At 62.1% G+C, this 16,982-nt stretch carries 19 protein-coding genes; 4 read left to right on the forward strand and 15 right to left on the reverse strand.

Translation table 11 applies throughout. From position 1 onward, the window contains the following. The first annotated feature begins 348 nt into the window (after positions 1-348). Complete coding sequence (locus ACDK93_RS10985; protein WP_458068604.1) at positions 349-1,554, forward strand: MFS transporter; 1,206 nt, start codon at positions 349-351, stop codon at positions 1,552-1,554. Positions 1,555-1,577: 23 nt separating this feature from the next. Here the strand turns inward: ACDK93_RS10985 and ACDK93_RS10990 are convergent, their stop codons facing one another. From ACDK93_RS10990 to ACDK93_RS11010, 5 genes are all read right to left on the reverse strand, one after another. After that, a complete protein-coding gene (locus ACDK93_RS10990; protein ID WP_458068605.1) occupies positions 1,578-2,591 on the reverse strand; it encodes an Lnb N-terminal periplasmic domain-containing protein in 1,014 nt (337 codons plus the stop codon). Between the two features lie 59 nt (positions 2,592-2,650). After that, a complete protein-coding gene (eat, locus tag ACDK93_RS10995; protein ID WP_458068606.1) occupies positions 2,651-4,009 on the reverse strand; it encodes an ethanolamine permease in 1,359 nt (452 codons plus the stop codon). After that, positions 3,993-4,811, reverse strand: a complete 819-nt coding sequence (eutC, locus tag ACDK93_RS11000) for an ethanolamine ammonia-lyase subunit EutC (RefSeq protein WP_458068607.1) — start codon at positions 4,809-4,811, stop codon at positions 3,993-3,995. The genes eat and eutC overlap by 17 nt, the downstream gene beginning before the upstream one ends. Further along, complete coding sequence (locus tag ACDK93_RS11005) at positions 4,808-6,199, reverse strand: ethanolamine ammonia-lyase subunit EutB (protein WP_458068608.1); 1,392 nt, start codon at positions 6,197-6,199, stop codon at positions 4,808-4,810. The genes eutC and ACDK93_RS11005 overlap by 4 nt, the downstream gene beginning before the upstream one ends. 107 nt (positions 6,200-6,306) lie before the next feature. After that, on the reverse strand, positions 6,307-7,185 hold the full coding sequence (locus ACDK93_RS11010) for an alpha/beta hydrolase (RefSeq protein ID WP_458068609.1): 879 nt from the start codon (positions 7,183-7,185) through the stop codon (positions 6,307-6,309). 140 nt (positions 7,186-7,325) lie between these two features. Here ACDK93_RS11010 and ACDK93_RS11015 point away from each other — a divergent pair, with 140 nt between their 5' ends. Beyond that, on the forward strand, positions 7,326-7,490 hold the full coding sequence (locus tag ACDK93_RS11015; protein ID WP_458068611.1) for a hypothetical protein: 165 nt from the start codon (positions 7,326-7,328) through the stop codon (positions 7,488-7,490). On the opposite strand, the gene ACDK93_RS11020 is transcribed toward ACDK93_RS11015, so the two are convergent. Further along, positions 7,459-9,642 carry a beta-glucosidase gene (locus ACDK93_RS11020; protein WP_458068613.1) on the reverse strand — a complete coding sequence of 728 codons (2,184 nt, stop codon included), beginning with the start codon at positions 9,640-9,642 and terminating at the stop codon, positions 7,459-7,461. The genes ACDK93_RS11015 and ACDK93_RS11020 overlap by 32 nt on opposite strands. Here ACDK93_RS11020 and ACDK93_RS11025 point away from each other — a divergent pair. Continuing rightward, the gene (locus ACDK93_RS11025; protein ID WP_458068614.1) at positions 9,629-9,886 is read left to right on the forward strand and encodes a hypothetical protein; all 258 of its coding nucleotides are present in this window, start codon (positions 9,629-9,631) and stop codon (positions 9,884-9,886) included. The genes ACDK93_RS11020 and ACDK93_RS11025 overlap by 14 nt on opposite strands. A gap of 279 nt (positions 9,887-10,165) precedes the next feature. After that, positions 10,166-10,345, forward strand: coding sequence for a hypothetical protein (locus tag ACDK93_RS11030; protein ID WP_458068615.1), 180 nt, complete (start codon positions 10,166-10,168; stop codon positions 10,343-10,345). Positions 10,346-10,354: 9 nt separating this feature from the next. On the opposite strand, the gene ACDK93_RS11035 is transcribed toward ACDK93_RS11030, so the two are convergent. The 9 genes from ACDK93_RS11035 to ACDK93_RS11075 all read right to left on the reverse strand — a co-directional run bounded on the left by ACDK93_RS11035 (position 10,355) and on the right by ACDK93_RS11075 (position 16,981). Further along, the gene (locus ACDK93_RS11035) at positions 10,355-10,483 is read right to left on the reverse strand and encodes a hypothetical protein (RefSeq protein ID WP_458068616.1); all 129 of its coding nucleotides are present in this window, start codon (positions 10,481-10,483) and stop codon (positions 10,355-10,357) included. Positions 10,484-10,532: 49 nt separating this feature from the next. Further along, positions 10,533-10,946, reverse strand: coding sequence for a hypothetical protein (locus tag ACDK93_RS11040; protein ID WP_458068618.1), 414 nt, complete (start codon positions 10,944-10,946; stop codon positions 10,533-10,535). Further along, positions 10,943-11,785 carry a lysozyme gene (locus ACDK93_RS11045; RefSeq protein ID WP_458068619.1) on the reverse strand — a complete coding sequence of 281 codons (843 nt, stop codon included), beginning with the start codon at positions 11,783-11,785 and terminating at the stop codon, positions 10,943-10,945. Before ACDK93_RS11045 ends, ACDK93_RS11040 begins: the two co-directional genes overlap by 4 nt. Positions 11,786-11,804: 19 nt before the next feature. After that, the gene (locus ACDK93_RS11050; RefSeq protein WP_458068621.1) at positions 11,805-12,161 is read right to left on the reverse strand and encodes a hypothetical protein; all 357 of its coding nucleotides are present in this window, start codon (positions 12,159-12,161) and stop codon (positions 11,805-11,807) included. Then, entirely contained in the window at positions 12,158-12,352 is a 195-nt protein-coding gene (locus tag ACDK93_RS11055) for a hypothetical protein (RefSeq protein WP_458068623.1), read from the reverse strand. Before ACDK93_RS11055 ends, ACDK93_RS11050 begins: the two co-directional genes overlap by 4 nt. Positions 12,353-12,488: 136 nt before the next feature. Then, entirely contained in the window at positions 12,489-13,913 is a 1,425-nt protein-coding gene (locus tag ACDK93_RS11060; protein ID WP_458068624.1) for a LamG-like jellyroll fold domain-containing protein, read from the reverse strand. Then, positions 13,910-16,549 carry a hypothetical protein gene (locus ACDK93_RS11065; protein ID WP_458068625.1) on the reverse strand — a complete coding sequence of 880 codons (2,640 nt, stop codon included), beginning with the start codon at positions 16,547-16,549 and terminating at the stop codon, positions 13,910-13,912. Before ACDK93_RS11065 ends, ACDK93_RS11060 begins: the two co-directional genes overlap by 4 nt. After that, positions 16,539-16,760 (reverse strand): hypothetical protein, encoded by a 222-nt coding sequence (locus ACDK93_RS11070; protein ID WP_458068626.1) that lies wholly within the window; start codon positions 16,758-16,760, stop codon positions 16,539-16,541. The genes ACDK93_RS11065 and ACDK93_RS11070 overlap by 11 nt, the downstream gene beginning before the upstream one ends. Beyond that, entirely contained in the window at positions 16,757-16,981 is a 225-nt protein-coding gene (locus ACDK93_RS11075; RefSeq protein WP_458068627.1) for a hypothetical protein, read from the reverse strand. Before ACDK93_RS11075 ends, ACDK93_RS11070 begins: the two co-directional genes overlap by 4 nt. Between the last annotated feature and the right edge of the window lies 1 nt (position 16,982).

Consider the following 16,982-nt stretch of genomic DNA (forward strand, 5'->3'; position numbering starts at 1 on the left):
TAGGGCAACACGCGCAGGGAAGCTGGCCGAGTCGATATGAGATTACGCCGCCGCTCGCTCGCGCACCGCTTCAACCGCGCGACGGCGATCATGTTTAACTGCAGGCGCGCCGTTGATCGTGGCTGCGACAAAGCCGGAGCTTGAATGAACATGGCCGGATGGCAGCTGCGCAAATGGCGGACGCGCCGCATTTGACGCTAAGGACGAAAATATCGTAAGGCGCAGTAGACAATAACGTCGGTCCGACACACGCTGGAATGCCGCTACAGCTGGATAAAATATAAAGTTGATCAGGGCGGTCCCATAGCCCGGCATTTGGCGACGCTCTGCTTTCAAGGACACATGCGCATGTCATCCCACGCTTCCACCGAATCCGGCATTCGCGCCGTTGCTCCGCATGGGGTTGGCATTGCTGAAATAGCGCTGGCGCTGGGCGGACTGGCGATCGGCACGGCCGAGTTCGCCGCGATGGGTGTGCTGCCCGAAATCTCGCGGGATCTCGGCGTATCCGTGCCGCAGGCGGGACACCTGATAACCGCATATGCGCTCGGGGTAGTGGTTGGCGCACCGGCCATCACGATTCTGATGGCGAAGACGCCGCGCAAGGCGCTGCTCGTAGGCCTGATGCTGCTCTATGCCTTGGGCAATTTTGCGACGACGATTTTTCACAGCTACGCGGCAGTGCTTGTTTCGCGCTTCGTGGCCGGCCTGCCGCACGGCGCGTATTTCGGCGTGGCCTCGCTGGTCGCCGCCGCGATGGTGCCGCCGGCGAAGCGCGGCGAAGCGATCGGCAAGGTGATCATGGGACTGAGCGTGGCCAACGTGCTCGGCGTGCCGGCAGCGACCTGGCTGGGCGAGACGTTCGGCTGGCGCTCGACGTTCTTGGCGGTGGCGGTGATCGCCTTTCTTACCGCCGCCATGATTTACGTTTTTGTGCCGGCAGTAAAAGCCGACAAGAACGCCAGCGCGCTGACCGAACTGGGTGCGTTGAAGCGCGTCCAGGTGTGGCTGACCCTACTGGCGGCGGCAGTCGGCTTTGGCGGCGTCTTCGCCGTATACAGCTACATCACGCCGCTGCTGACCGAGGTGACGCATCTGCCGCTGACGCGCGTTCCGCTGATGCTGAGCCTGATCGGCATCGGCATGGTGGTGGGCAGCGTCGTCTGCGGCAAGCTGGCCGACCGCTGGCTCAAGGGCACGATGATCGGCATGTACGCTTTCACCGCGCTAATGCTGACCATCCTGGTCTTTGTGGCGCACTCGGCGCCCGCCATGGTCGTCGTGCTGTTTCTGATCGGCATCTGCACGATGGTCACGGTGAGTTTTCAGGCGCGACTGATGGACGTGGCTGGCGATGCGCAATCGCTGGCTGCGGCCTTGAACCACAGCGCTTTCAATATCGCCAATGCGCTCGGCGCGTGGCTCGGAGGCGTCGCCATTGCAGCGGGCTTCGGATGGACGTCCACCGGCTGGGTAGGGTTGGGTCTTGCCATTATCGGTATCGGCGTGCTGCTCTGTTCGTTCGCGTTGGACCGCCGGCGCGTTGCCGCCTGACGTCGCCAGCGCGCAAGCAAAAACTAGGGCCCGCCCAACCCGACGCGGATCGCCTTCGAAAAGTCGTCGGTCGGCAAGCTGGCCCTGGCCCGGTCGGTGACGCGGCCGCGACGACGCAGTTCCTGCACCGATACGCTTTGATCCAGCGCGCCGATCTCGTAGAGATATTCCGGCAGGTAGCCGGTAATCAGTAGGCGTACGTCGTACGGCAAACCCGGGTCCAGCCGCTTGGCCATCCGGTAGACGATGGTGGTGCAGTTGGAGGTCAGCGTGTTGTAGAACGCCGGCGTCTTGACCAGCTCGTTGGCGGCATGGACGTAAGACAGAAACAGCTCGCGCATCACCTGCCTGCTCATCTTCAGCGGAAACAGGTAGTCGTCTTCCCCGCGCACGTTGGTACGCACGGCGATGATGTCGCGCTCGTCGGCCGCCGTGAGGATCATGTCGAAGCGTTTGAAGAAGCCGCCGATGGCCGAATACTGCTGGCCGCGCTTCTTGCGGATCTCGACGGAAAACACCACGTGGCGACCGTCGTCAAAGCCGAACGAAATCATCGCGTGGGAAATCTCCCTGCTGCCCCAGTACGACAGCACGGCATCGGCGGAGGCGATGTGATCGAGATCGTAGCTGCGCGTCTCCCAGCGGATGTCGTGATCCTCCTCGGTGCGCCAGGTGAAGTTGCGCACGTTGTTCAAGGTGACCTTGCTGCCGTCGACGGTGCCGCTCATCAACTGCGCCACGTCATCTGCCCACACGCGGTTATTGGAGGGCGCGATGGTCGACCACCACGCCAGCAACGCCACGAAGGCCAGCGCGTAAAGGAGCAGCGGCAGCCAGCTTCGGCGGCTTATCGCGAATGCAAACAGCGAAACGATGAGGATGGCCCACAGCGCGCTGCCGATCGCACGCACCACGGCGCTACCCGGCAGCTGAAACCACAGCGCCATGGCGCCCCAGAGGCCAGAGAAAAAAGCGACCAGCGCCACCAATACGTTGATGACGACGCGGCAAATCGCCCAGAATTTGGTGATTGTCATTGCGGACCAGAGTGACGATCAATGCCTGCAAGCGTGACGGTTTCGCCGCGCCAAGACAATTAGCGGCGGCCGGTGAAGTCGCCAGGCTGCCCGCGCGCGATCCGCGGGCGCACCACGAGTTGGTAGTACGCGGCAGCCAGCACAAACAACCCCAGAAAGATCGCAAACAGTACGGCGTTGTAGAACACCATGGTGAGCAGACAGATCAGCGCCGTCGCCAGCGCGATAAAGGGGAACCACGGATAGCACGGCGCACGAAACGGCCGTTCCAGCGCCGGTTCGGTGCGCCGCAAACGCAGCAGCGCCAGCATCGAGATCAGATACAGCACCACCGCACCGAAGACCGACAGCGTGACGATGTTGGCCGTCAGCGGCTGACCGCCGATCTGCACCCAGCGATCGGAGTAGATCGCCGCCACGCCGATCACGCCACCGACCAGGATCGCCCAGTGCGGCGTGCGTCGACGCGCGCCCAGCTGCGCCAGAATGGTGGGCAGAAAGCCCGCGCGCGCCAGCGCAAAGATCTGCCGCGAATAACCCATGATGATGCCGTGGAACGACGCGATCAGTCCGAACAGTCCGATCGCGACCAGCATATGCAGCCAGCCGCTGTGGCTGCCGACCACCACGCGCATGGCCTGCGGCAGCGGATCGTTGATGTTAGCTAGGGCGCGCCAGTCGCCCACGCCGCCGGCAAGCAGCATCACGCCGAACGCCAGTACCGCCAGCGTGCCGATACCGGCGATATAGGCGATCGGCACGGTGCGCCGCGGATCACGCACCTCTTCAGCCGCCATCGCGGCACCTTCGATCGCCAGATAGAACCAGATCGCAAACGGAATCGCGGCGACGATACCACCCAGCGCCTTGCCGTCGAGCGTCGCCTGCCCGGCCCAGCCGTTGGCCGTGAAGTGCTGCCAGGCAAAACCCGGCGCGACCACGCCCATGAATACCAGCAGTTCGACGATAGCCAGCAGAGTAACAATGAGTTCAAACGTGGCCGCAATGGTCACGCCGGCAATGTTCAGCGCCATGAAAACCACGTACGCGCCAACGGCGACCAGCTTCGGTTCCAGCGCGGGAAACTGGACGTTGAGATACGCGCCGATCGATAGCGCGATGGCCGGCGGCGCAAAGACGAACTCGATCACAGTAGCGAAGCCGGCCACCAGCCCGCCCCAGGGGCCGAACGCCCGATAGCTGTAGGCAAACGGACCGCCGGCCGAGGGAATCATCGTGGTCAGCTCGGTATAGCTGAAGATGAAGGTGACATACATCACGGTGATAAACACCGCGGTGACCAGGAAGCCCAGCGTCCCCGCGCTGGCCCAGCCGTAGCTCCAGCCGAAATATTCGCCGGAGATCACCAGCCCCACGGCAATGCCCCAGAGATGAAAACCGCTAAGTGTTTTCTTCAAGCCTGCTGCTGTGTTCATCCGAGATGCTCGCCTGTGATGAAAGATCAGGTTTGAGTGCGGTACCCGTCAGCTTGCGCTGGCGCGCTTCCTGGGCCAGCCACGCCAGCAGCGTGGCCGCGCGTTCGTAGCTGAGTCCGTCGGCATGGATATTCGAGATGCAGTTGCGCAGCGAATCGGCCTGCCCCGGCTCCGGCGCCCAGGTCAGATAGACGCCTAAACTATCGGCCACGCTGAGACCCGGCCGTTCGCCGATCAGCACCGCCACCATGCGCGCGCCGAGCCGCTGCGCAATCGCATCACCCAGGCCCACGCGCGCCTGCGTCGCCAGCACGATCGGCGCGATAGTCCAGTCCTCCAGGCGCGCCCTGCAAGCGTCCAGCATCGCGACCGAGTGATGCATCGCCGCACACGCGGACAAGCCGTCAGCAATGACAAAGACCAGATCGTAGTCGGCGCGCGCGGCATCGAGTTGGGCCTCACCGCTGCCCAATTCGCGGCCCCAGTCCGGCCACAGGAGATAAGTCTGGCGATCGGTGGCGCGACTACCGACCTCAATGCATTCGCGTGGCGCCAGCGCCTTGCGCAGCGCAGGGACGTCCAGCGCCGCGTGCACCGCATCGCGCGCCTGGCTCGCGGCGGCCTGAAATTTCAGCAGTTCTTTGGTCGGCAGCGCATCGCCGGTGCGGCCCAGCCCGATGCGCGCGCGGGTGAACTGACGCAGGCGCGCAAACGGATCGCGCGCCGGATCGTCGACCACGCGTCCGTCAACGGCAGATTCGTCGATGGCGCGCTCCTCACTCATGCGGACGGCGCTCCGAGCAGTCGCCGCAGCGGCACGCCGCCCGGCTGCGGCGGCGGCAAACGTCCATGGCTATCGAGCATGCCCATTTGCGCCAGCCAGCGCTCGAATTCCGGTGCCGGCTTCAAACCGCGCGCATGGCGTAGGCCGAGCACATCGTGAAACGACAGGCTTTGATAATTCAGCATCACATCGTCCGCGCCCGGCACCGCGATCAAAAAATTGACGCCGGCGTTGGCCAGCAGATGCATCAGCACATCCATGTCGTCCTGATCGGCTTCGGCGTGATTGGTGTAACAGACGTCGACGCCCATCGGAAGGCCCAGCAGCTTGCCGCAGCAGTGATCCTCCAGCCCCGCGCGAATGATCTGCTTGGCGTCGTAGAGATACTCCGGGCCGATAAAGCCGACTACGGTATTGACCAGCAGCGGATCGAACGCGCGCGCCACCGCATAGGCGCGCACCTCCAGAGTCTGCTGATCGACGCCGTGATGCTGGCCCGCGGACAGCGCGCTGCCCTGCCCTGTTTCGAAATACATCGCCTGCTGCCCGACGCTGCCGCGCTTGAGCGAGCGCACCGCATCGTGCGCCTCGCGCAGCAGCGAAAGGTTGACGCCAAAGCCGGTATTCGCACCTTCGGTGCCCGCCACCGACTGAAACACCAGATCCAGCGGCGCACCGCGCTCGATCGCCTGTATCGACGTGGTGACATGCGACAGCACGCAAGACTGCATCGGAATATCGAAGCGCTGGCGCAGATCGTCCAGCAGCTTCAGCAAGGTGATGCAATCGGACAGGCTGTCACCGGCGGGGTTGATGCCGATCACCGCGTCGCCCATGCCGAATAGCAAACCGTCTAACACCGCCGCCGCAATGCCGGCCGGGTCGTCGGTAGGGTGATTGGGCTGCAGCCGACTGGCGAGCGTGCCGGGCAGACCGATCGTGCTGCGAAACGCGGTGACCACGCGACACTTGGCAGCTACCGCGATGAGATCGGCATTACGCATCAGCTTGGAAACGGCCGCCACCATTTCGGGCGTGAGCCCTGTTGCTAGCTGGGTGAGAGCTGCGGCATCGGCCTCGTATGAAAGCAGCCAGTCGCGAAACTCGCCAACGGTTAAGTGCGCGACAGTGGCGAACGCGGCAGCATCGTGCGTATCGACGATCAGCCGCGTCACCTCGTCGCTCTCGTACGGCACCATGGCGCGATCGAGAAACGTTTTCAGCGGCAGCTCGGCCAGCGCAAAGCGGGCGGCGACACGCTCCTCCTCACTCCCCGCCGCGAGGCCGGCTAATTCATCGCCCGAGCGACGCGGCGACGCGCGCGCCATCAGCGCGCGCAGATCGTCAAAGCGATAGTTCGTTGAACCCACGGCCGCGGTATAGGCCATCGACTTGCCCTCTCGCCGGTCGATTCGATACTAGCGGCCACTTTGTGCATTGCGCAACGACCGATCGCCGTGGGCAGATCGGCTGTAACCGTCGCGATGCCTTCCGGTCAGTCCGGCAGGCGGTCCAGCCAGTCGCCCATTTGCTTCATCACCTGAGTGCGAGCCGGCTCCGCTTCGTTCATCAGCTCGTGATACAGCGCCGCGAAATGGCGGGTGGTGAGCTGGCCAGTTGACGCGGCCGCGCTGGCAAACGCGGTACTGCCGGCGGGGTCGACCAGCTTGTCCGCGCCGGCAACCAGCAACAGGGTCGGCACGGGCAGCTTGCCGGCATCGGCGATGCTGGCCTCACCGGCGCTCAAGATGAAGTTGGCCAGGCGCGGCGTGATCTGGCTGAAGACCAGCGGGTCGTTGCGGTAGGCCTCGATAACTGCGGAGTCGTGCGAAAGGTTGTCGACCTTCAGACCGTTGCTCAGCGGCAGATTCGGCAGCAGCGACGCCAGCACGTGGGCCAGCTTGCGCATGCCGGCACCCGACCAGCTGCGCAATGCCGGCGACGTCAGCATCATCGCGCCGGGTTTGATCCGGCCATCCAGCACCGTGCGCGCGGCGACCAGCCCGCCCATGCTGTGACCGAGAAGAAGCGGCGCACGGGCATGCTTGGTCGCGTACTCGTTATAGACGGCCGTGAGATCGTTCAGCAGATCGTCTTCGTGCTTCAGCGCGCCGCGCGGCCCCGGCGTTTCACCGTGTCCGCGCTGGTCGTAGCTGAGCACGTCGAAACCCCGCTGACGGGACCATGCTGCCACGTGGACGTAGCGACCGCTGTGCTCACCCAGACCATGCACGATCAGCACCGCGCGTTTGGCGTCGGCCAGCGGCCAGCGACGAAGCCGCAGCGCGAGTCCATCGGCCATGCGCTGTTCGTCGATAAGCCCGTTGTCCTGTTGGCTGGCCGACGACACGCCAGATTTTTCCGCTGCGTCCATGGTCGACCCCGATCCCGAATCAAAGATGCCGCATCATGCTACGAGGGGCGCTGCCGATGCCACCGCAACCGGCTATCGAGCACCGATATTTCACCTGGCACGCGCTATTTTTCCGCGCACGTTGCTTTCAGGAAACTCACATGGGCTGCCTACCCGTACCGCTCTTTTTTCTCATCGGCTTTGGCGTCGGTTATCTGGTCGACGGCCAGCACGGCGCACTGTGGGGCGCCGGCATCGGGCTGGTGATGGGCTTGATCGGCATGGGTATTATGATCAAGGCGATGCGCGGGAGCGACGGACGCTGAAGCTCGCCGCAGGTAGCTCGACGCTGGTTTCGCCGTGGAACGACGTGGCCGAGTGTCCCAGCTGGACACGATAGCTGCCAGCCGGACGCTGCCAGTTTTTTTGCTGGCTGTTGAAAGCCACGAGAATCCACGGATCGGCGGTGATTTCCACATGCTGCGTCGCGCCCTTTTTCAAGGTGACTCGACGCCATCCAGCCAGGCGCCGCGTGTGGTTTTCGCCGGGAAGCGTGACGTAGATCTGCGGCACATCGGTACCGTCGCGAGAGCCTCGATTGCTGACGTCGAAAGCAACCACCAACTTGCCATCCGCCCACTTCGCCTGCAGCCTGTGATAGCCGAAGCGCGTATAGCTCAGCCCATAGCCGAACGGAAACAGCGGCTCGATATTTTTCTTCTGAAACCATCGATAGCCGACGTCGGCTCCTTCGATGCGGTAGTCGACCGTATCGGCCGGCTGTCCCTGCGGCGGCAAGCCGATCGAGGCCAGCCCCGCGCCTGGAATCTGCGGCCGCGGCAGTTGCGAGTCATCTTTCGGCCAGGTCATCGGCAGCCGCCCCGACGGCGCCGCTTCGCCAAACAGCAGTCGGGCAATCGCCTCGCCGCCGCGCGCACCGGGATACCACGACTCCAGCACGGCGCCGGTTTGATCGAGCCACGGCATCTTTACCGGACCGTTGTTTTCCAGCACCACGACAGTGTGCGGGTTGGCCTTGGCAACGGCCTCAACCAGGGCGTCCTGGTTATCCGGTAGCGTCATGTCGGGCCGATCGAACGACTCCGCATCCCACTGCTCGACGAACACCACGGCCACCTCGGCATGCGCGGCCAGCTGCACGGCTGCCGCCACATCGCGTCCGTCGTTGAACTGCACCTTGCCCGGCACGCGGCGCGCTATCGCCGCGACCGGCGCGGACGGTTGATAGACGCGCGGCCCTGGCCAGCCGTCCGGCGGCAGGCCGGGCACGGCGTTACCGGCGGGCGGATACACCACCGACGAGCCGCCACCGCTGAGCACGCCCTTGTCGGCATGCCCACCAATCACGGCAATCGACTTCAGCGACGGCGACAGCGGCAGCAGATCGCGCTGATTGCGCAAAAGCACTGCGCCCGCCTCTTCCGCCTTCTGCGCAACCGCGCCATCGGCCGAAAAATCGATCGGCGCTGCTTTGGCGGGATGATCGATGATTCCCGCGGCAAACATGCTGCGCAGAATCCGTCGCACCATATCGTCGACGCGCGACTGCGGCACCTCGCCGGAAGCGATAGCCGCCCGCAGGGGCTGATCGAAAAATACCTTCGGGTCGAACACTTCGCCCGCTGATTCCTGATCGAGCCCCGCCAGCGCCGACTTGCCCGCGCTATGCACTGCTCCCCAGTCGGACATCACGTAGCCCGGGTAACGCCAGTCACCCTTCAGTACAGTGTTGAGCAGCCAGTCGTTTTCGCAGGCGTAGACGGCGTTGTAGCGGTTGTAGGCGCACATCACTGAACCGGGGTGGCCGATGCCGATGGCGATCTCGAACGCCAGCAGGTCGGCATCGCGCGCGGCCGGCTCGTCGATCTGCGAACTCAGCGTATTGCGCCCGGTTTCCAGCGCGTTGAGCGCGTAATGCTTGACGGTGGCGATGACCTTTTGATCCTGCACGCCGCGCACGGCGTTGCCCGCGATCGTGCCGGCCAGCAGCGGATCTTCACCGGCGTATTCGAAATTGCGGCCGTTGCGCGGATCGCGCTCCAGATCGACGCCGCCGACCAGCATGACGTTGAAACCCTTCTTCCGCGCCTCGCTGCCGATCATCGCGCCACCGGCGTAGGCGATCTGCGGATCGAAGCTGGCGGCGGTCGCCAAACCGCTGGGCAGCGATGTAGCGCCGCCGCTCTTGTCCGCCTTGGCCACGCCGAGCCCGGCGTCGGTCTCTTGCAAGGCGGGCAGCCCGAGACGCGCCAGTGCCGGCACATAGGCAGCCGAGTTCAGCGCGCCGACAGGCATCGCCCTGCCCTCGCTGGGCTGACCGAAGTCCGCACGGATCAACCGGAATTTTTCATCCTGGGTCATTGCCTTCAACACCAGCGTGGCGCGCTGATCGGCTGACAGTGAGGCGTTCATCCATGGCTGTAGAGATGATTCGGCCGAGGCTGTGGCGCAAGTCATCGTTGCTGCGCTGGCGGCCAGCATCCATCCCATCCGCAAGTATTTAGCGCGTGCCAAATTCGTTTCCTTTCTCGTTCAAGTCACCACCAAGCATGCCACGCGCTGTCGGGCGATCGGTGAACGTGCATCAAAGATGCAACGTTCAGCGCGCGGGGATCAATCCATCCAGACCCCACACAGTAAGAACGATGGGCAACAAAAAACCCGCTCGATGGCGGGTTTTCAGGGCTGCTATGAGCCATGACGCAATGGAGGCCTAGGTCGGAATCGAACCGGCGTACGCGGCTTTGCAGGCCGTTTACATCCTTTATTATCAGCCGCTTGCGAACACTGACACCAGCAACGCGCTTTAGATGCGCCGGTCTCTATGATTGAGACAAGGCCACGATACGCTAAAGCCATGGGCAGACACATCACCAAATCAATCCTTGGCCCCGGCTCGGCATGCGATAACTGCAACCGTGTGAATTGGGACATGGGCAGCGAGGGGTCGCTTTGCTATTACTGCAAGGCAGGGCTGTTCATGCACCGAAAATTCTGGCGTTACACGTTCAACGATCAGGACGAATTGATTGATGTGTCACCGCGGCCCGAAGTGACCGAGGCCGAGGTACACGAAGAATGGCGCCGATTAGGTGTTAGCTACAAAAAGTATCCGGAAACGATGCCCGAGCTGCTGCGCGACATGCTCACCGTCTACTGAGCTAGGGAGCTACTGGATCACGCCCTGCTCTCGCAGCTTGGTTATGCAGGTCCGGAAGCCGGACACCACTTCGCCCGCCTTGGTGTAGGCCGTGATGGCGTCGGTGATCCACTGATCCATCGGCGGCAAGTCAGCCATGCTATTCAGTGACGGCACGTTGGCCAGCACCGGCAGAGCTGGCACTTGGTCACAGGTGACCTGCGGCGGCGGCGTTGGCACGGGCGACGGCCTGGTCGAGGCTTGCTTGCACGCCGGCAGGGCGAGAACAAGCCACGTCAGTAGCAGGCCGATTGCGATAGATCGTAACGATCTGAGTCTTGGTTTCATTGGCGGTGGTATCCAGCGCGGGAAAGTCGCGGTTGAATTTGGCGAGCATGTCGCCGGTGGTCGTCAGGCTGAAGGCGTCATCGGCGGTGTGTTTGGCTTGGATCTGCTGCGCGGCATTGGCGTCGTCCGCCAGCACCTTGTTCTGGCCATCGGTGACACCCTGCGCATAGCGCTCGGCACCGTAGTGATGCACCCAAAACCCGGTACCAACGACGGTGAGTACCAGCACGATCAAGATGGCCAGCACGGCATAGAGTTTGGCGGTGGCCGTCATTTTCCTGCTCCCGCCATCGTCTTATGCGTGCGCCAATAGATGTAGACCGACGAACCGATGGCGGCGACGGCCAGCAACGCCGACACCACCATGAACCACTGCGAGCTGGTGGCACTGCCAGACAGCGCGCCGCCGATCGCGTTAGTGATGTGCTGCGCCTGCTGCGCGCCCTCGATGATGGCGCCGCCGGCGCCAGTCACGATACCCGCCAGCGCGCCCTGCCCGGTGCGTGTCTGCGAGGCGGACGTTGGGGGAGCCACCGGCGTCGCTGTCGTCACCGTAACCTGCCGCAAATCGGACTGTGTAAGCGTGGCGGTAGTCGGCAGCGCAGGACTGCTTTCGAGCGGTTTCATGGCCTCATCGGGCAACAGCCACAAGGTGGTTTCCAGCGCACGTCGGTTCACCAACCCCTTGGACACGATCTTTTTGCCGGTGGCAGGATCGGTAACGAACTTCCACTGAGCCAGCTGCTCGGGCACCGAATCGTAATTCGGTGGCGTCATGTTGAGATTCTTGACCAGCGTCGAAGCCTTGAATGCGCCAACGCCGACGTTGAATGCGAACCACACCAGCGCTGCAAACTGGTTGTTGGTCAGCGGCGCCTTGACGCAATCTTCCACTGCCGCGCAAGTCGGCGCCAAGTCGTCTTGCAGATCCTGTTCGGCGCGCTCCGGCGTGATGACGTCGCCAATCTTTACGTTCTTGGTGTGTCCGAAACCGATCGTCGGTACACCGGCCGAATCGAGATAGGCCTTGAGTGCTGGTTGACCGTTGGTACCCGGCAAACCCTCCCACACCTTGCCTTGGTTGAGTCCGTAGGCGTCGAGCATGCGTGTCATGACGTGGTTTCCAAATGGGTTAGCTAGCGCGACGCTCTTTCAGCATCACTTCCAATTCCTCAGCCGCCAGGCGCACCAGTCGCAGGGATTGGCCGATCTTTTGCTGCTCCTTTTCCCCGAGCTTCCAGTTTTGGATGTCGTGCTGTATCGAAAAAACGAGTGAGCTGAAATCCTTCACTGCCTCATGCAACTTGTGCCGTGCCGCGGTGAGCGCGCCATCGGTACCTGTGCGCCGTATCAGCAGCTCGAGCGATCCCAGTACGCGCGGAAACAAGATGATTTTTCCGGCTGCCGCCTGGGCGGGTAATTCTTTGTCGAGCGCCTTGCATTCGTCGATGAGCTTTGCCAGTTCGTCGGCGAGCGCTTTTCCATTCACTTGCAGGTCCTGGACTGCAGCTGTCCGACTTGAAATTGAAGTGTGGCGATCGCGCTGGTGCTGCCTGCGTCGTGCTTGATTAAGTCGATGACCGTTCCCCCAGCCCACGCGAAAATGGTCATGCACGCGGTGGCGGCCAGACCCTTCCAAAACGTCAGGTCGTTTTGCCGGCGCGCGCGCTTCACGGTCATGCGCTTATCCGTGCATGGCAATTCACCCCACTGATGGCGCACGAAAAATTCATGGCGCCATGCTCGCCGCTAGCGCGGAAACGGATAAGACAAAACGTTTCCAGGAACGGCCTTCAGCTATTCGTCGTCACAGGGATTAAGCGAAAGGGAACGGGGCCGACGCGGGTGCATAAGCCTCGCCGCCGTATCGACCCGCGCCGAGCGTGAAACGGAAGTTGGCGAAGTTACCGGCGAATGACTCGCTGCCATCGTAATTAGCTCCGATGGAAACGCGAGAGGTGTAGTCCACTGTCGGCTGCGCGCCTGATCCGATAATTGCGCCGTTAAGGTAAAGCGTACCTACCCCGCCTATCACGTCCCACGCTACTTTGTTGAATACGCCAGGATTGGCCACAGCCGTAGCGCCGCTGTTGGCAACGTTGAACGCGCTGTTGCCGTAGACGTATAGCTGATTGGCATTGGTTAGGCCTATGCAAACTGTGCCGGTAGTCGGTCCGTTGTTCGGTCGATTGGATACGATGCTCTGAAACGCAGCCAACGCGCCGACCACCATGAAATCAATCTCCCAACAGAAGTCCTGCGTTCCGATGACGACTGCCAGGTTGATCTGCAAAGCACCTGCCGGCAAGCTGAAAACCGTAACGCCTCCGCCTCGGTTAGCTAGAGTGTTTTTTCCGTACTGCTTGTTCGCCGAGTCGATGAAAACTTTGTTGCAATCAATAACCGGGTTGCCGCACAGATCGTAGAAAGCGAGACTGTTGGCGCGGCCATCGAAGGGTATCAGCGAGACGACTTTCGATAGCAGCGGATCTGTGCCTGCGCCGCCAGAGTGTCCGCCGCCGGCCAGCGATACGCCCAACCCCTGTGCCTGGAACGCCGACCCATTCCAGATGTAGACCAGGTTGTCCGCATCAACAATGTAAGAATCGCCGTCGCTCAGTCCCGACGTCGGCAACGCAGCATACGTAGCCACACGGCCTTTGAGCACGAGCGAAGCAACACTTATCACAGGCGCTTGCGGATTGGTTGAGTCGACAACGACGTTGGGCGTGCCAGGCACAATCGAATTGACACCGGGCGCCGGCGGCAGAGGCTTGGGGTTGATCAGCTCGTAGTGATTGGCCCCTTGCGTGCTGTATTGCAAAAGCAGTTCATGTCCACTACCCGCAATTTCGCCTGCGACCAGCGCCACCCCGCCAAACTTGGTGATCGGTAGCGCGCCAAGGTCGTTGGGGTTGAGCGTAGGTGCGGTTGTTGCGTTCGCAGCCGTCGCTCGCACCGATAGCACCATGCCATCGGTTAGCACCGTAAGCGCGGGCGAAAAGTCGACGGTGATCGCGTCCCCTGTGCCTGCACCAATGGCATACGCGATACCTGCACCGCCTGGGGAATCACCGCCGAAATAAGGCAGCGAATTCCATGGCGTAGCGCCGTCACCGATTTTCAGTTTGTTGGTGTCTCTCTCGTGGCCACCCTCGTCTGCCAGCAATACTTCGTTGCTCGCGGTCCACTCAGCAGCAGTGCCTCGGCGAAAGCGGAAGCGATAAGGTAAATCGGTCATGTGCCTGTCTGCCCGCCGTCGATGATGATTTGCACCGGTGTCCAGGTGACAGCGTCAATGGTGCTTTCAGTCACACCGCTGGCCGCGGTATAGGCAAATGGCACACTATGCATCTGCATGCTGATGCCGTTGGTGTTGATGGCATACACCTTCATGGTCACCTGCCCGGTGTAGGCCAGCGATGCCGTTGCGCCGGTCCCTCCGACATCGAGCTTTTCGATAATAAGCGCACCTGTGCCATCAAAGAATTGCACCGCGTAGCGCACGTCATCCTCGGGCGTGATGCTGGCAGCCGTGGTATCGATGACCTGATCCGCCTGGATGGTGCGGTTGCGCGTCGCCCACGTCACGGCGATGTTGCCGTTCACGGCCGCTGGCCGGTAGGTCCCACCGATGAGCAGATTGCCAGGCGGATACGGCAGCGCTTGTCGGTCCGCAAAAAGGACGGATAGCGTGGGCGCGTTGTCCAGTGACAGCGAGCTGCTGCCTAAATTGGTGAGCAGTTTGGCGTTGACGGTTTCACCGCCCACGTATTCGCGCTGATCGGTACCCGTCCACTCGCCGCAAAAATAAACCACGGACGCCGCTGCATGCACTGCTGGCAGTGTATCGGCGCACCCGCGTGCCAGCGTTACCGTGTTGGCCGTTGTGTCGAGTGCATCGACACGAACGATCTCGCTGTCCCACATAGCCCAGCTACCCACGTCGACGCGGTCGAGCAACTGGCCGCTGGCTATGGTGAACGCGGTATCGAGATAGCCTGCAGCCTCAACTATTTTTGCAATGGGCGTCCAGTCGGCCGTTGCGCGCTCGGCATACGCCTCACCCGTTGCCGCCGTGTCCACACCGTAGTTCACTCCACCCGAAGGCGGTGAAGCTGCCGTCAACAGGTAGCCCGCATCGGGTGCCAGCGCAGCGAGGTCTGCTGCGCTCAGCGTCTGCGCCAATTCGATATAGGGCGCTTCAAACGCGATCTGGTTAGGCGATGGTGTGGGTGTTGAAGGCGTAGGCTTCCACAGGCCAGGGGTTGCGTTGACGTACGCCGTCGCTGGCAGGTCATAGATGTTTTCAACGCCGACGATTTTCAGGCGACCATCCGTGCTGGTGCCATGGGCTACGCTGCCGCATACCAGCACCATACTGGCAATGCCTTCGCTGGGTGCCTGAAGCACCACGTTCAAGCCCGGCCGCAACCCGGGCAGAATGTGCCGAATCGTCAGCGTCATTTTGTTGGTGGGCGTGGCCAGCGCCTGACTATCGCGCGTGGCCACGCGCAAGGCGAGCGACTCGGTAGGAATCTCTTTGTAATCGTTGGTTGCCGCGATGATTTTGCCGACGGATTGAATGGCGCCCATGGCGTGTACTGGCGCCGTGGTTCGATCCTGCTTTGCTTGCGGATCGGTCCAGGACACACTCACCGTGTTGGTTGTTTCCGTAGTGATGCTGGCGTCCTGAGTGAAGCTGATGATGTCGTCGGTCAACTCACTGATCACCGGCAGCGTGCTGATATCCGTCACCGCGCGAATCAGGTCCAGGTAATAGAGCCCGTCCAGCCGGCTCTGGCTGACGTTGGCGCCGATGACATTGCATATCCGCTGGCGAAACTGCAGCGGCGTCTCGGCGCTGCTGTCGTACGTCGTGCAAAGGCCAAACCCCTCGGCATACAACTGGTCGGCCGCTGCGCGAAAGCTCGCGTCGTTGATCATGCCGATCGGCTCGCCCTGCATGTCGCTGAAGGTGATGCTGTCGTAGATCATATGGGCCGGATTCATGGCCAATAGCTCACCCGACAGGCCGTTTTTGTAGATGCGTAGCGATAGGCCACCACGGTTGTCATTGACTGGGTTATCGCTTAATCCAATCGTGTAGCTGGTCGACCCGGTGAGGTAGACATAGCTGTTAAGAACAGCAGCTTCAGCTTCATCGGCAGTATCGTAATCATTATCCCAGTACGTCGTTTTTACCCCGTTGCCATCAACTACGTTGAATACGGTGGTCCATTCCTGCCGACCAGGTGGCACATCGCTTTTTGAATCCCAGCGCGACCATGCCTGATATGTCATACCCACATCGTGGGCAAGGATGATCGTGTCGTCGGCCGTGAAACCCGAATTGATTGTTACGCCATTAACTACAGGATCGATGCCCGCGGATGTCGCAGGAAATGCGGTGTCGTTGATGACGAGATCACCGCTATCCATGGAAATGGCGGCTTTCTCGGGATACCACGGCGTGTCGTTTTCCCAGTCGGCGAGGATGCGCTCTACCTTCAAACTCACGGTTTGCGGATTGGGAATGTTGGCGCCGTAGCGGCCACCGCGGAACACCGTGGTCAACTTGCCGCGGTGGGCCGATTGTTCCGGCCCGAAGGTGCTAGTGAGATAATCGTTGGGCGCCTGGGTCTGCTCACCGAACATGATGTCCATGTCGCCCACCACGCCGCCCTGCTGGCTCTCGCCGCCCCACAGGTTGGGCAGGTTGACGCTGATGCGGCCGCTCGCCGTCATGCGCCCCTGCCATGCGGTTTTGCCGCCGGCACGCCACTCGAGCACGGCGTCTACCACGCCTTTGCACCAGCCGAAGTGCATGCTCCATGGGTACCAGTAGCCGACTGTCTGTTTTTTGCTACCGCCCATCGTATTGCTCCATCTGCATCGCGTGGTTCACCAGTCGAATGGCCAGCGCATCGCCGGTGGCGAGCAACTGCTCGGCGTCAATGCCCTCATACCGAAACTTCAGCCAGTCGAGGCCATGCCGCGCGAAGAACACACGCGCGCCCTTGCGGCAGAAACCGGCTCGGGTCGTGAAGCCCGGCACGGTGGATAGGTGAGAAAGACGCACGATCACTTTTTGCCACCGCTCTTGCGGATGGGTATGGGCGTGCCGGGCAACATCGCCAGCTGCGTCGGGTTATCGATCCACACGGTGCCGTAGAGCCGGATGATCCGTTTGCCGTCGGCCACATCGGGCACGCTGCCCTTGGGCGGAGGTGGTGTTCCAGGCAATTTAGGCGTCAGCGCAATCGTGAGGATCAGCGCGACAAGGCCTTCCGCAATAAGAATCCACATG

The organism is Rhodanobacter sp. BL-MT-08 (assembly GCF_054161255.1).

Bases quoted from the DNA above. Each gene is read 5' to 3' on its own strand.
- ACDK93_RS10985 (WP_458068604.1), top strand. From the start codon at position 349: ATGTCATCCCACGCTTCCACCGAATCCGGCATTCGCGCCGTTGCTCCG.
- ACDK93_RS10990 (WP_458068605.1), bottom strand. From the start codon at position 2,591: ATGACAATCACCAAATTCTGGGCGATTTGCCGCGTCGTCATCAACGTA.
- eutC (WP_458068607.1), bottom strand. From the start codon at position 4,811: ATGAGTGAGGAGCGCGCCATCGACGAATCTGCCGTTGACGGACGCGTG.
- ACDK93_RS11005 (WP_458068608.1), bottom strand. From the start codon at position 6,199: ATGGCCTATACCGCGGCCGTGGGTTCAACGAACTATCGCTTTGACGAT.
- ACDK93_RS11010 (WP_458068609.1), bottom strand. From the start codon at position 7,185: ATGGACGCAGCGGAAAAATCTGGCGTGTCGTCGGCCAGCCAACAGGAC.
- ACDK93_RS11015 (WP_458068611.1), top strand. From the start codon at position 7,326: ATGGGCTGCCTACCCGTACCGCTCTTTTTTCTCATCGGCTTTGGCGTC.
- ACDK93_RS11020 (WP_458068613.1), bottom strand. From the start codon at position 9,642: ATGACTTGCGCCACAGCCTCGGCCGAATCATCTCTACAGCCATGGATG.
- ACDK93_RS11030 (WP_458068615.1), top strand. From the start codon at position 10,166: ATGCACCGAAAATTCTGGCGTTACACGTTCAACGATCAGGACGAATTG.
- ACDK93_RS11035 (WP_458068616.1), bottom strand. From the start codon at position 10,483: ATGGCTGACTTGCCGCCGATGGATCAGTGGATCACCGACGCCATCACG.
- ACDK93_RS11040 (WP_458068618.1), bottom strand. From the start codon at position 10,946: ATGACGGCCACCGCCAAACTCTATGCCGTGCTGGCCATCTTGATCGTG.
- ACDK93_RS11045 (WP_458068619.1), bottom strand. From the start codon at position 11,785: ATGACACGCATGCTCGACGCCTACGGACTCAACCAAGGCAAGGTGTGG.
- ACDK93_RS11055 (WP_458068623.1), bottom strand. From the start codon at position 12,352: ATGACCGTGAAGCGCGCGCGCCGGCAAAACGACCTGACGTTTTGGAAG.
- ACDK93_RS11060 (WP_458068624.1), bottom strand. From the start codon at position 13,913: ATGACCGATTTACCTTATCGCTTCCGCTTTCGCCGAGGCACTGCTGCT.
- ACDK93_RS11065 (WP_458068625.1), bottom strand. From the start codon at position 16,549: ATGGGCGGTAGCAAAAAACAGACAGTCGGCTACTGGTACCCATGGAGC.
- ACDK93_RS11075 (WP_458068627.1), bottom strand. From the start codon at position 16,981: ATGTGGATTCTTATTGCGGAAGGCCTTGTCGCGCTGATCCTCACGATT.